The sequence below is a fragment of the Nocardia sp. NPDC051570 genome, assembly GCF_044454005.1.
Lineage (GTDB): Bacteria > Actinomycetota > Actinomycetes > Mycobacteriales > Mycobacteriaceae > Nocardia.
On sequence record NZ_JBITDI010000001.1, the window covers coordinates 338,540 to 350,586 of the forward strand.

The 12,047-nt window shown below is 68.5% G+C and carries 11 protein-coding genes; 5 read left to right on the plus strand and 6 right to left on the minus strand.

Annotated elements, in window-relative coordinates:
* Nucleotides 1-51 precede the first annotated feature (51 nt).
* Together ACIA76_RS01555 and ACIA76_RS01560 are read right to left on the minus strand one after the other, a co-directional pair.
* Complete coding sequence (locus ACIA76_RS01555) at nucleotides 52-1,281, minus strand: winged helix-turn-helix domain-containing protein (protein ID WP_397147181.1); 1,230 nt, start codon at nucleotides 1,279-1,281, stop codon at nucleotides 52-54.
* A gap of 30 nt (nucleotides 1,282-1,311) precedes the next feature.
* Nucleotides 1,312-2,142: a hypothetical protein gene (locus tag ACIA76_RS01560; RefSeq protein WP_397147183.1), complete on the minus strand. Its 831-nt coding sequence runs from the start codon at nucleotides 2,140-2,142 to the stop codon at nucleotides 1,312-1,314.
* Nucleotides 2,143-2,430: 288 nt separating this feature from the next.
* Here ACIA76_RS01560 and ACIA76_RS01565 point away from each other — a divergent pair, with 288 nt between their 5' ends.
* Complete coding sequence (locus tag ACIA76_RS01565) at nucleotides 2,431-3,273, plus strand: IclR family transcriptional regulator (RefSeq protein WP_397147185.1); 843 nt, start codon at nucleotides 2,431-2,433, stop codon at nucleotides 3,271-3,273.
* Here ACIA76_RS01565 and ACIA76_RS01570 read toward each other — a convergent pair.
* Entirely contained in the window at nucleotides 3,216-4,463 is a 1,248-nt protein-coding gene (locus ACIA76_RS01570; protein ID WP_397147187.1) for a BTAD domain-containing putative transcriptional regulator, read from the minus strand. The two genes, ACIA76_RS01565 and ACIA76_RS01570, sit on opposite strands and share 58 nt — an antisense overlap.
* A gap of 299 nt (nucleotides 4,464-4,762) precedes the next feature.
* Here ACIA76_RS01570 and ACIA76_RS01575 point away from each other — a divergent pair, with 299 nt between their 5' ends.
* Both ACIA76_RS01575 and ACIA76_RS01580 read left to right on the plus strand, forming a co-directional pair.
* Nucleotides 4,763-6,430 (plus strand): FAD-binding dehydrogenase, encoded by a 1,668-nt coding sequence (locus ACIA76_RS01575; RefSeq protein WP_397147189.1) that lies wholly within the window; start codon nucleotides 4,763-4,765, stop codon nucleotides 6,428-6,430.
* Entirely contained in the window at nucleotides 6,427-7,131 is a 705-nt protein-coding gene (locus ACIA76_RS01580) for a haloacid dehalogenase type II (protein ID WP_397147191.1), read from the plus strand. Before ACIA76_RS01575 ends, ACIA76_RS01580 begins: the two co-directional genes overlap by 4 nt.
* A gap of 2 nt (nucleotides 7,132-7,133) precedes the next feature.
* Here ACIA76_RS01580 and ACIA76_RS01585 read toward each other — a convergent pair whose 3' ends face one another.
* On the minus strand, nucleotides 7,134-8,171 hold the full coding sequence (locus tag ACIA76_RS01585; protein ID WP_397147193.1) for a beta-ketoacyl-ACP synthase III: 1,038 nt from the start codon (nucleotides 8,169-8,171) through the stop codon (nucleotides 7,134-7,136).
* Between the two features lie 89 nt (nucleotides 8,172-8,260).
* Between ACIA76_RS01585 and ACIA76_RS01590 the strand changes: the two genes are divergently transcribed.
* Nucleotides 8,261-8,845: a TetR/AcrR family transcriptional regulator gene (locus ACIA76_RS01590; protein ID WP_397147195.1), complete on the plus strand. Its 585-nt coding sequence runs from the start codon at nucleotides 8,261-8,263 to the stop codon at nucleotides 8,843-8,845.
* Between the two features lie 4 nt (nucleotides 8,846-8,849).
* On the opposite strand, the gene ACIA76_RS01595 is transcribed toward ACIA76_RS01590, so the two are convergent.
* Nucleotides 8,850-9,569, minus strand: a complete 720-nt coding sequence (locus tag ACIA76_RS01595; RefSeq protein ID WP_397147197.1) for an HAD family hydrolase — start codon at nucleotides 9,567-9,569, stop codon at nucleotides 8,850-8,852.
* A 34-nt stretch (nucleotides 9,570-9,603) separates the two neighbouring features.
* Between ACIA76_RS01595 and ACIA76_RS01600 the strand changes: the two genes are divergently transcribed.
* Nucleotides 9,604-10,407, plus strand: a complete 804-nt coding sequence (locus ACIA76_RS01600) for an ABC transporter ATP-binding protein (protein WP_397147199.1) — start codon at nucleotides 9,604-9,606, stop codon at nucleotides 10,405-10,407.
* A gap of 3 nt (nucleotides 10,408-10,410) precedes the next feature.
* On the opposite strand, the gene ACIA76_RS01605 is transcribed toward ACIA76_RS01600, so the two are convergent.
* Complete coding sequence (locus tag ACIA76_RS01605) at nucleotides 10,411-11,877, minus strand: amino acid permease (RefSeq protein WP_397147201.1); 1,467 nt, start codon at nucleotides 11,875-11,877, stop codon at nucleotides 10,411-10,413.
* Nucleotides 11,878-12,047: the final 170 nt, after the last annotated feature.

Here is a 12,047-nt window from a genome sequence, read left to right on the forward strand (position 1 = left end):
CGAGTTTCACGAGTCCCGAACGGATCTCCCACGGCGCCACCCCTTTTCGGATTACCCTACGGTGACCGCGGCCCGGCTCAGCGCGGCGGCCAGGTCGCCGCGCTCACCGATCTCCACGGTGTCCAGTGCCAGCCACTCGGCCATATCGCGCAGCGCCCGGACCAGTTCCGCGACGACGGCCGGGGTATCTCGGCCCGGTTCGGCGAATGCGCCGGGCACCAGCAGCCGCCCGGTGCCGCGCTCGGCGCGCAGATCCACGCGGGCGACCAGTTCGCCGTCGAGCAGGAACGGGAACACGTAATAACCATGCACCCGTTTGGCTTCGGGCGTGTAGATCTCGATGCGGTAGTGGAAATCGAAGATCCGCTCGGTGCGCGGCCGGAAGAAGATGAGCGGATCGAACGGACACAGCAGCGCCGAACCCTCGACCCGCCGCGGCGTGCGGGCCCCGGCGGCCAGATAGGCGACGCGGTCCCAGCCGTCCACCGCGACCTGCTCCAGCTCCCCCGCGTCCACCAGTTCGGCGAGAGCGGGTTCGGTCTGGCGGCGGTGCAGGCGGTAGTAGTCGCGCAGATCGGTCTCGGTGCCGATGCCCAGTGCCGTGGCGGCCCGGCGCACCAGCTCGCGCACCGCCTCCGGCTCGTCGACCCGGCGGGCCAGCACCTCCGGCGGCAGCACTCGGTCGGTGAGGTCGTAGTGGCGCTGGAAGCCGACCCGCTTGTCCACCGACAGCTCGCCGGTGGCGAACAGCACCTCGCAGATCACCTTGGTATCGCTGTAGTTCCAGCCCCAGTGGTCCTTGCTGCGCGGCCGGTCCAGTTCCAGATGCCGTTCGACCTCACCGGCGGTGCACGCCCCGAATTCGCCGATAACCTCCAGCACGTCCTGCGGCAGAGTGGGGTTGCGCCGCAACACATTCTGGGCGCCGCCCCACCGGCCGTGACGGTACTGCTCCATCCGCCAGCGCATCAGCGGCCAATCCTCGACCGGGATCAGCGCCGCCTCGTGCGCCCAGTATTCGACCAGCCGCCGCGGCCGCCGCCCGGTGTGATTCCACGCCGCCTCGTCGAGCAGTGCTCGGTCGTACCCTCCGATACGGCTGAACACCGGCGCGTAGTGGGCGCGCACCACCGCCGACACCGAATCCAGCTGCAGCAGTTGGGTTCGCTCCAGCGTCCGCAGGATCGAGCGGCGGGTGGGCGGGGACGCCGGATGTGGCGCCGCGAAGCCCTGCGCGGCGAGCGCGGTCCGGCGGGCCGCGGCGGCGGTCATGGTACGCACATCCGAACCATGCCAGACGGCACCGACAACTCAGGTCGCCGGCCGCGTCTTCGCGGCCACGGCCTGTTCGACGACGGCGAGCGCGTCGACCGGAGTTCGGTTGGCGCCCTGGCCGTCCTGGCCCAACTGCGGCCAGCCCTTACCGTCCGGACCGCGCAGCTGGGTCCAGATATCGCGGGTCTTGTCCAGCAGTTCGCGCTGTTCGGCCTCGTTCAATGCGGACATGGCATCCTCCTCTGTTCCCACGCCGCACCGCGCGGCGAAGTCCTGCGGCGACAATCCGTTGGCGGCGTTCATATCGCAGCTACCGAAGGGGGCGCAGCCCTCGGGCAGGCCGCCGCCGTATCCGTTGCCGTCGGTGTACTGATGCGCGATCTGGCCGGGCAGATCGGGATTTCGGCCGTAACCCGCGCCGATCACGCGCAGGCCGTCCGGTCGCTCAGGCCACAGGCCGAACAGATCGCCGGTATCGGCATAGCCGATGACCCGGCGGGAGTCGCCGAGCCAGTCGGCCAGTTCCCAGTAGGCGCGGTTGATGCCATCGGATTGATCACCGCCCGGATTACCGCCCGATTCGACATCGATCATCGTGATCATGCGCGGATGCGGTCCGCCGCATCCGGAGATCATGTCGCGATGGGTGCTCACCGTCTCGGCCCAGTTGGGCCGCCAGTAGAAGTAGACGATGAAGCAGGCCAGCCGCCCCTCGTCGGCCGCGGCGGTGGCCCAGGCGTAGTTCGCGGCGAAGTTCGGATCCCGGAAGGTCCCGTCATTGGAACGGAAGCTCAGGATTCCGTACGGGTAGGAATCGTCCACCGGTGCCTGAAAGTAGGAGATATCGGCGAAGAGACTGTCCACCATCGTCATTCCTTTCGATTGGCCTGCGACCAGTCTCGAGGGCCGGCATCTCAGCGGCGTCTCATCCACATTTCATCGAATCGGACCGGTCGGTTCTGTAGAAACACGGTGAAACGTTGTTACGTACAGGCCCGATAACCGGGCGTGATCATCCGTCGGCGGCGGCACTGAAAGCTGCCCGCCGAGCGCGGCGATCACGCCAGCCGGTGACCTTCCGCTCGGGGGTTTCGGACATCGGACCGACAGCAGCCGGATCGTCCGCCGACGATCCGCGGCAGCGGGAGGTCGAGGATGAACAGCGTGCAGGCAACGACCAAGAGTGCGACAGCGGGCGGTCGCAGCGTGCTGGAAGGTGCGTTCGCACTACTCGAGGCGCTCGCGGCCGGTGACGATCGCGGACTGACCGATGTCGCCGCGGCCGCGGGATTACCGAAGGCCACCGCGCATCGGCTGCTGGATCAGCTCGTCGCCCTCGGCGCGGTCCAGCGCCAGGACGGGCGATATACGCTGGGGCCCCGCACCTTTCGACTCGGCCAGGCCTGGCGCCCGGCCCGGCTGCTGCGGGCGGCGGCAGCCCGGCCACTGGGCACACTCGCCGCCACCACCGAGCGCGGCGGATTCAGCCTGGCCGTGGCCGAGGCCGGGCAGACCATCCTGGTCACCGGAATCGGCCGCGAGGTGAACGAGGCCTTCCCGCTGCGACCGGGCGTGCTGCTGCCACCCGGCACGGCCGCGGAGAAGATCCTGCGGGCCACAACGCGTGTCGCCGAACCGCCGCAGGGCTGGTCACCACGGGAATGGTCGAAGGCGACCCGCACGGCGCGCGAACACGGCCTGGCCTACGACCTGGATATGCGTTACGTCGGCGTGGCATGTGTGGCCGCGCCGGTGCACGCGCCCTCGGGGACGATCGTGGCCGCGCTCGCGGCGAGCACCTTCGATCTGCGCCAGGTCGATACGGTCTCCGAGGCCGTGCGCCGCACCGCCGCGGTGATCAGCGCGGAGCTGGCCCGGGTCATCCGGGCCGAACGCGCGGCCTCGCCGTGGCCGGGCCACGAGCCGTGGCCGTCCGCCGATCAGCCGCCCAGCGCCGCGAACGACTCATCACACGCCAGCCATTCGCGCACGGCCTGAAGTCGAATGGTGGCGAACGCCGACATCCGGGTCTTGTCACCGAGCCGCCCGGCCAGCAGCTCACCGGTCTCCAGAGTCGCGATCGCGGTGCGCAATCGGCCGCGCTCGATATCCACGATGCCCTGGTAGTACCGCACCCCCAGCAGCAGCGCCTCGTCCCCGGCGCCGCGGGCCAGCTCGGCCGCCTCGCCCAGCAGATCGGCCGCCGCGTCGAGCCCGCCGGTCATCAACACGTGAAAGGCGTGGCGGCTCAGCGCGTTCGCGCGTTCGGCCGGGGTCGCGCCCGGCGCGTCGATCAGCGCCCGGAAGTGTCGCCGGACCTCCTGATACCACGAGCGGACCAGCCACGGTTCGTGCAACGTCGTCGCCAGCCGCGGCCCGGTGTGCGCACAGGGCGTGCCCGCGGAATTCTCCAGGGCCGCCGACAGATTCGGCCATTCCGAGCGGCCGGGCGCGGCACGCAGCGACGAATCATGCCGCAGGATGCGCAGTTCCAGCTCCGCGGTCTCCGGGGCCGGATCCACGCCCAGCTCCTCCGACAGCGTCCGGCGCAGCCGCTGCAGCCGTTCCAGCGCATCGGCCTGACTTCCGGTGCGGTACACCGCGATCGCGTGCAGGCGCGCGAGCGGCTCATGCAACGGATGCTCGGCGACCAGGGTGGCCAGCTGGGCGATCACCTCGGCGTCGGCGCCCAGTCGCACCGCCGCGTCGAGTCCGGTCACGGTCAGGCCGAGCCGCCACTCCTCCAGGCGCGCCGCCTCGGCCCGCGCGAACGGCACCGCGATCAGATCCGCCAGCGCCGGTCCGCGCCACTGCGCCAGCGCCTCGCGCGCGGCGGCGCGCACCTCCTCGTGGCGACCGGCCCGCCGCGCGGCGTGCATGCGATCGGCCGCGGCCTCGGCGGCGGCCAGATCGGCGACGACGATGTTCACGCGATACCCCGCGGGCGAGCGCAACACCGCGTTCGCATGATCGCCCAGCGCCGCGCGCAATCGCGAAATGAGTACGCGCAGACGGGGAATCGGCCGATTCACATCGCCGTCGCCCCACAGATCGACGGCCATCCGCCCGTCCGCGACCGGCGTCCCGCGCGCCAATCCCAACCGCACCAGCACCGCCCGCTCCAACGGACGGTCGACGGCGATCTGCCGCCCGTCGGCCCGGACCAGCACCGGACCCAGTACGTGCACCTCGACGGGCGGCTCTGCCAGCCCGCCCCCGCGCCGCCGAATCGCTTCGCTCGTCGCCCCTCGCGATCATTCTGTCGACCCACCGGACGCACGGATATCGCCCCGAAGAGCGCCTGCCGCATCCGTCGGCCGTGCGGTTCGAATCCTATGAAATGAAAGCCCCCGAGCCGGCCCGCGACCAAGAGCATGGCCGAGCGACCGTGTCGAGCGGAAGTAATCGGTCCGTTCAACGGACCGCCTCTGCTACGCTGCCCCCAACGGATACACCAATGTATCGAAACACTCCGAACGGAGGACGGATGGCACCGTCGCAGCAGCCGGATGTGATCGTCGTCGGAGCCGGGCTGGCCGGGCTCGTGGCAACCTACGAGTTGACCAAGGCCGGTCGCCGAGTGCTCGTACTCGATCAGGAGAATCGCAACAACCTTGGCGGACAGGCGTTCTGGTCACTGGGTGGGCTGTTCCTCGTCGACAGTCCCGAACAGCGCCGACTGGGTATCAAGGATTCGATCGACCTGGCCTGGCAGGACTGGCAGGGTTCGGCCGGATTCGATCGCGAGGACGAAGACCTCTGGGCCCGGCAATGGGCCCGCGCCTACGTCGAATTCGCCGCCGCCGAGAAGCGGCAGTACCTGCACGATCTCGGCCTGCGGGTCACCCCGGTCGTGGGCTGGGCCGAGCGCGGCGGATCGCACGCCGACGGCCACGGCAATTCGGTGCCGCGCTTCCATCTGACCTGGGGCACCGGGCCGGAGGTGCTGCGGGTATTCCTGGAACCCGTCCTGGCGGCCGAACGGCGCGGCCTGGTCGAATTCGCGTTCCGGCACCGGGTGGACGAGCTGATCGTGGCGAACGACGCGGTCGTCGGCGTGCGCGGCAGCGTGCTCGAACCCACCGATCTGGACCGGGGTAAGGCCTCCTCGCGAGAGGTGGTGGGCGAGTTCGAACTTCGCGCCCCGGCGGTGCTGGTGTCCTCCGGCGGGATCGGGCACAACCACGAGCTGATCCGCCAGAACTGGCCCACCGAACGCCTGGGCCCGTGCCCGCGGACCATGATCTCCGGCGTGCCCGCCCATGTCGACGGCCGGATGCTGGGCATCACCGAGGCCGCGGGCGGTCGCATCGTGAATCGCGATCGCATGTGGCACTACACCGAGGGCATCCACAACTGGGATCCGATCTGGCCCGATCACGCCATCCGCATCATCCCCGGCCCGTCCTCGCTGTGGTTCGACGCCAACGGAGTGCGCATGGACGCACCGTGTTTCCCGGGTTTCGACACCAACGCGACCATGAAGGCGATCCTGTCCACCGGCTACGACTACTCCTGGTTCGTGCTCTCGACGTCGATCATCGAGAAGGAGTTCATGCTCTCGGGCTCCGAACAGAATCCCGATATCACCGGTAAGGATCTCAAGGTCGCGCTGCGCAGCCGCCTCGCCAAGGGTGCGCCCGGCCCGGTGCAGGCGTTCGTCGATCACGGCGTCGACTTCGTGGTGGCGCATTCCGTGGCGGAGTTGGTCGCGGGCATGAACAAGATCGCGCGCGGCCCGCAGCTCGACGCCGCGGATCTGGAACGCCAGATCGTCGCGCGAGATCGGGAGGTGGCCAACAAGTTCGGTAAGGACGCGCAGCTGATGGCGGTGGCCAACGCCCGCCGCGCGCTCGGCGACAAGATCGCCCGCGTGGCCGCCCCGCATCGCATCCTGGATCCGGACCACGGCCCGCTGATCGCCGTGCGGCTCAACGTCCTCACCCGAAAGACGCTGGGCGGTCTGCAGACCAACCTCGACTCGCAGGTGATCCGCGCCGACGGCAGCCCGTTCCCCGGCCTGTACGCCGCGGGCGAGGTGGCCGGATTCGGCGGCGGCGGGGTGCACGGCTACAACGCCCTCGAGGGCACCTTCCTCGGCGGCTGCATCTTCTCCGGTCGCGCGGCGGGCCGGGCCATGACCCGCGCCCTGTGATCGATCGACCCGGTGCCCTGCTGTTCGATGTGCAGGGCACCGCAACGGATTTCCACACGACCGTGACGCGCGAATCCCGCCGGATCCTCGGTCCGCGGTATCCGGATCTGGACTGGTCGCGGTTCGTGAACGACTGGCGCACAGCGTATTTCGAGAGCACCAGGGCGGTCGGCGGCGCAGGCGAATGGGTCAGCGTCGCCGCCCTCTACCGCACCGCCCTCGACGAGCTGCTCACCCGGCGCGGCCTCGAGCTCGACGAGGCCGGGCGCCGGGACCTGACCGATGCGTGGAAACGCCTGGACCCCTGGCCCGATGCGCGCGCGGGCCTGATTCGGCTGCGCACCGCCTACACCCTGGCCACGCTGTCCAACGCCGATGTGAACGCCGTGGTCGCGATCTCCCGGCACTGCGACTTCCCCTGGCACGCCGTCTTCGCCGCCGAGATGGCGCGCGCCTTCAAACCCGATCCCCGCACCTATGCGCTGGCCGCGCGCTACCTCGATCTGCCGCCCGGGGCCATCATGATGGTCGCCAGCCACAAGTACGATCTGCGCGCGGCTCAGGCCGAGGGCATGCGCACCGCCTTCATCGCCCGGCCCGCCGAATACGGTGATCCCGCCCTCGCCGATATCCGATTCGAGGCCGAATTCGATATCAACGCCACCGATTTCGAGGATCTGGCGACGCGGCTGGGCTGCTGAGCTCAGTCGATCGGGGGCAGATTCACCACCTGGCCCGCATAGGCCAGACCGGCGCCGAAGCCGAGCAGCAGGGCCGTATCGCCCGGCTTCGCCCCGCCGGAACGCAGCAGCTGTTCCATGGCCATCGGAATCGAGGCGGCGCTGGTGTTTCCGGTCTCGACGATATCGCGGGCGACCGCGACCGATTCCGGGATGGCGAGCGCCTTGATCAGCGCGTCGATGATGCGCATATTGGCCTGATGCGGCACGAAGGCGTCCAGCTGGTCGGCCGTGATCCCGGCGACGTCGAAGGCCTCGCGGCACGCCTTCTCCAAAAACGTGACCGCCCAACGGAATACGGCCTGCCCGTTCATCCGGATATACGGCCGCACGGTGCTGCCGCCGCTGGCCTCCGCGGCCGCGACCTCGGCGAAGTACTGCTGGAAGTCCTTGTCCTGCTTGATCGCCGCGGTCTGGGCGCCGTCCGATCCCCATGCCACCGGGCCGATCCCCTCGGTCTCCGCGGGACCCACCACGACCGCGCCCGCGCCGTCGGCGAAGATGAACGCGCATGTGCGATCGGCCGGGTCCAGCAGATCCGACAGCCGCTCCACTCCGATCACCAGCACGTACCGGGCCTGTCCGGAGCGGACGAGATTGGCGGCGTTGGCAAGTGCGTAGCAGAATCCGGCGCATCCGGCCGAGACGTCGAAGGCCGCGGTGTCGTGCATGCCGAGTTCGGTCGCCACCACCGCGCCCGCGGACGGTCCCAGCACCATCTGCGAGGAGGTGGCCAGCACGACCGTATCGATCTGCTCGGCCGCGATGCCGGCGGCGGTCAGCGCCCGTCGCGCGGCCTCGGTGCTCATGGAGACGATCGTCTCGTCCGGTTCGGCCCAGCGGCGCGCGGCGATGCCCGACCGGGTCTTGATCCACTCGTCGGAGGAGGCGATCCGATCGACGATCTCGGCATTCGGAACGACCCGCCGGGGACGGTACGCCCCGAGGCCGAGCAGACCGGCATGGGCGACAGGGGTGGCGGTGGCAATCTGGGCGGACACGGCTTCCTCTCCACATGAACCGATCGGTTCACCTGCGTACGATCTAACATGAACCGATCGGTTCACACAAGCTTTGGAAGGGACGCTTAATGACAACAGCGGGTCCCCGCGCTCGGCTGCTGGCCAGCACCATCACCATCGTGCAGGAGCACGGTGTGCATGCCGCCGGGCTCAGTGAGCTGCTCAAACGCAGCAATGCCTCGCGCAACTCGCTGTATCAGCACTTCCCGTCGGGCAAGGGACAACTTGTGGAGACCGCCGCGCGGATCGTGTCGCGCCTGGTCTACGGGCATCTGAGCACGATGGCCGACACGCTGGCGAAGGCGCCCTCGGCGGAGGAGTGGCTCGACGATCTGTTCGCGTTCTGGCGCAGGCCGCTCGAATTCAGCGAATACCGCAAGGGGTCGTTCATGATGGCCGCCGCGCTCGACGAGCTGGATCCGGCGGTACAGTCCGCGGCCGGGCAGGCGTTCAGCGACTGGACCGCCCGGCTCGCCGACGGCATGACCGCCGCCGGGATCGATCGGGCGGCCGCCGGCTCGCTGGCGAGTCTGCTGCTGTCGGTGATCGAGGGCACGATCGTGCAGAGCCGCGCGGTCAAATCGGTCGAACCCTTCGCCGACGCCCGCGCTCAGCTCGCGATCCTGCTGGACCATCACCTGCCCGACCGCTGAGCGCTCAGAGCAGGCCGTGCGATACCACCGCGTCGAGCAATCCGGTCCGGCGCTCGAAGGTGGGTAGCGGCTCGACCAGCGCGAACTTACAGCCCACTTCCGTCGCGGCCCCGTCAGCGTGGGCGCTGTCGCCGACCATCAGGGCGTTGCGGGTCCCCACCCGCTCGAGCGCCCATTCGAAGATCCGCGGATCCGGCTTCATCGCACCGATCTCATAGGACAGCGCGAAGGCCGTGATGTAGGGCGCCCAGCCGCGGGCGACGAAGGCGGGCCGGAAGTCGAATGCGATATTGCTGACCACCGCGATCGGAATCCCCCGTGCCGCAAGGCCTTCCAGCACCTTCCCGGTATCGGGATAGGGCGTCCAGCCGTCCGGATTCACGCTGCGGGCGTAGAGCCGCTCGGCCTGCGCCTCAGGCACACCGGACTGCCGCAGCACCGCCGTATACGCCTCCCGGTGCAGCTCGGAGTCCAGATCCCGGTTGTCCCAGGCGTATTGGGTCCGTTCGTCGAACCGCACCGACTGACCGACCGGTGTCGTCATCCGGCGCAGGATCTCCGCCGATTCGTTCGCGTCCATCGGACGCCCATCCGCCGTGATGAGGTCCGCTGCCCAGCTCTCATCGTCCCCGAGCCTGAACAGGGTTCCGGAGAAATCGAATAACACCGCGTCGACTGTCACGCGGCCAGCGTACCGAGTCGTCCCATGATATGACTCACACATCAGCTTGTCTGAGGAGTTTGTTACCGTGATCGGCATGGCCGCCTCCCCCATTCTCCAGGTCGGTGCCGTCGACTTCGTGCGCAACCGCAACCGCATTCTCCAGGAGGTCTCGCTGTCGGTACGGCCCGGCGAACACTGGGCGCTGCTCGGGCCCAACGGCGCGGGCAAGACCACACTGCTGAAGCTGCTGGGCGCCGTCGAACATCCCACGCACGGCTGGGTCGAGGTCCTCGGCCACCGGCTGGGCCGGGTGGATATGCGCAAATTACGCACGGCCATCGGCCATGTCGACCCGCGCCACGCCCCGCCGTATCCGCTGACCGCGCACGAGGTGGTGCTGACCGGACGCACCAATACCGCCGACCTGTTGCCGCGCTGGAGTGCCACCGCGGCCGATATCGCCCAGGCCGACCGGCTGATCGAACTGCTCGGGCTCGCCCACCGCCGAGATGCCCGCTGGCCCACCCTGTCCCAGGGCGAGCGCGGCCGCGCACTGATCGCCCGCGCGCTACTGACCGAACCTCGCCTGCTGCTGCTCGACGAGCCGGCCACCGGACTCGACGTCGCCGGGCGCGAACAGCTCATCGATCGGCTCGATCGGCTGCGGGCCGCACATCCGGAACTGGCCTCGGTGCTGGTGACCCATCACCTCGAGGAACTGCCCCCGGGCATCACCCATGCGATGCTGCTGCGCGCGGGCCACAGCATCGCGCAGGGCCCGGTCGAACAGGTTCTCACCGACGCCAACGTCAGCGCCTGCTTCGACCACCCGATCCGGCTCGGCCGGATCGAGGGCCGCTGGCAGGTCCGCACCGCCCGCGACAACGTGCGGGCGTAGGGGTCATTCGCCGTCGATCGGAATGTTTGCCACCACGGGGAATTCGCCCGTGTAGCCCTCGCGTTGGCGGGCGATTGCCAGCACCCGCTTACGGGCGGCGAACCAGCCGATGACCAGTGCCGGGACGATGATGACCAGGCTGGCCACCGTCCAGGTGCCCACCGGATAGTCGAAGGCGGTCAACACCAGCACGGCGAACAGGAAGACCAGCGTCGCGAAGCTGGTGTAGGGCGTGCCGAACATCCGGAACGAGGGCCGCTCGGCCTCGCCGCGCTTCCACCAGCGCCACAGCTGCAGCTGGCACAGCACGATCGTGGCCCATGACGCGAGAATGCCCAGCGACGCCACATTCAGCACGATCTCGAAGGCCCGCGCCGGAACGAAGTAGTTCAACGCGATGCCGAACAGGGCGACCACGCTGGTCAGCAGGATGCCGCCGTAAGGCACACCGCGCTTGTTCATGCGGCTGGTGAACTTCGGCGCGCTGCCGTTCATCGACATCGATCGCAGAATTCGGCCCGTCGAATAGAGTCCGGCATTCAGACTCGAGAACGCCGCGGTCAACACCACGAAGTTCATGATCGATCCGGCATTGCCGATACCGAGCTTGGAGAAGAATGTGACGAACGGGCTCTCCCCCGACGAATACGCCGTATAGGGCAGCAGCAGCGCCAGCAGTATCAGCGAGCCGATGTAGAACACCGCGATGCGGAAGATCACCGAATTGATCGCTCGCGGCATGATCTTCTGCGGATTCTCCGTCTCGCCCGCCGCGGTGCCGACCATCTCCACGGCCGCATAGGCGAACACCACGCCGGAGGTGACGGTCACCAGCGGCAGAATGCCGGTCGGGAACCAGCCCCCGGTATGGGAGATCACGCCGAATCCGGTTGCGTGGCCCTGGATCTCGAACCGCCCGGCCAGGAAGATCGTGCCGATGATCAGGAACGACACCAGCGCGATCACCTTCACCAGCGCCGCCCAGAATTCCAGCTCACCGAACCATTTCACGGAGATCAGGTTGATGCTCAGCACCAGAACCAACGCGATCAGCGCCAGAATCCATTGTGCGATCGGCTGGAACGGCCCCCAGAAGTGCAGATAGGTCGCGATCGCGGTGGTGTCCACGATGCCGGTCATCGACCAGTTCAGGAAGTACATCCACCCCGCGACGAACGCCGCCTTCTCGCCGTAGAATTCGCGCGCATAGGACACGAATGATCCCGACGACGGCCGATGCAGCACCAGCTCGCCCAGCGCTCGCAGGATGAAGAATACGAAGATGCCGCACACGCCGTAGACCAGGAACAGTCCCGGCCCGGCGCTGTGGAGGCGGCCGCCGGCACCGAGGAATAGTCCGGTACCGATCGCGCCGCCGATGGCGATCATCTGCAGCTGACGTGGCTTGAGGCTCTTGTGATAGCCACTGTCTTCCGCGTCGAGGTGCGCGTTGCCTCGCACTTGGGTCATCTGTCGGTTGTTCCTTCGTCGACTCCGTGAGGCCCTGACGTTACCTGGTCAATAGCCGGACCTCGCACAGCGGCCTGGGTGGCGGCTTGCCAACACAATAGAGTCATTTCGGTCGAATCAGGTCCAGCCGGCTGGAAATAACTGCCGAAACGCTCTTGTCGAGCGGCCTT

Bases quoted from the DNA above. Each gene is read 5' to 3' on its own strand.
- ACIA76_RS01560 (WP_397147183.1), bottom strand. From the start codon at position 2,142: ATGGTGGACAGTCTCTTCGCCGATATCTCCTACTTTCAGGCACCGGTG.
- ACIA76_RS01565 (WP_397147185.1), top strand. From the start codon at position 2,431: ATGAACAGCGTGCAGGCAACGACCAAGAGTGCGACAGCGGGCGGTCGC.
- ACIA76_RS01575 (WP_397147189.1), top strand. From the start codon at position 4,763: ATGGCACCGTCGCAGCAGCCGGATGTGATCGTCGTCGGAGCCGGGCTG.
- ACIA76_RS01590 (WP_397147195.1), top strand. From the start codon at position 8,261: ATGACAACAGCGGGTCCCCGCGCTCGGCTGCTGGCCAGCACCATCACC.
- ACIA76_RS01595 (WP_397147197.1), bottom strand. From the start codon at position 9,569: ATGTGTGAGTCATATCATGGGACGACTCGGTACGCTGGCCGCGTGACA.
- ACIA76_RS01600 (WP_397147199.1), top strand. From the start codon at position 9,604: ATGGCCGCCTCCCCCATTCTCCAGGTCGGTGCCGTCGACTTCGTGCGC.
- ACIA76_RS01605 (WP_397147201.1), bottom strand. From the start codon at position 11,877: ATGACCCAAGTGCGAGGCAACGCGCACCTCGACGCGGAAGACAGTGGC.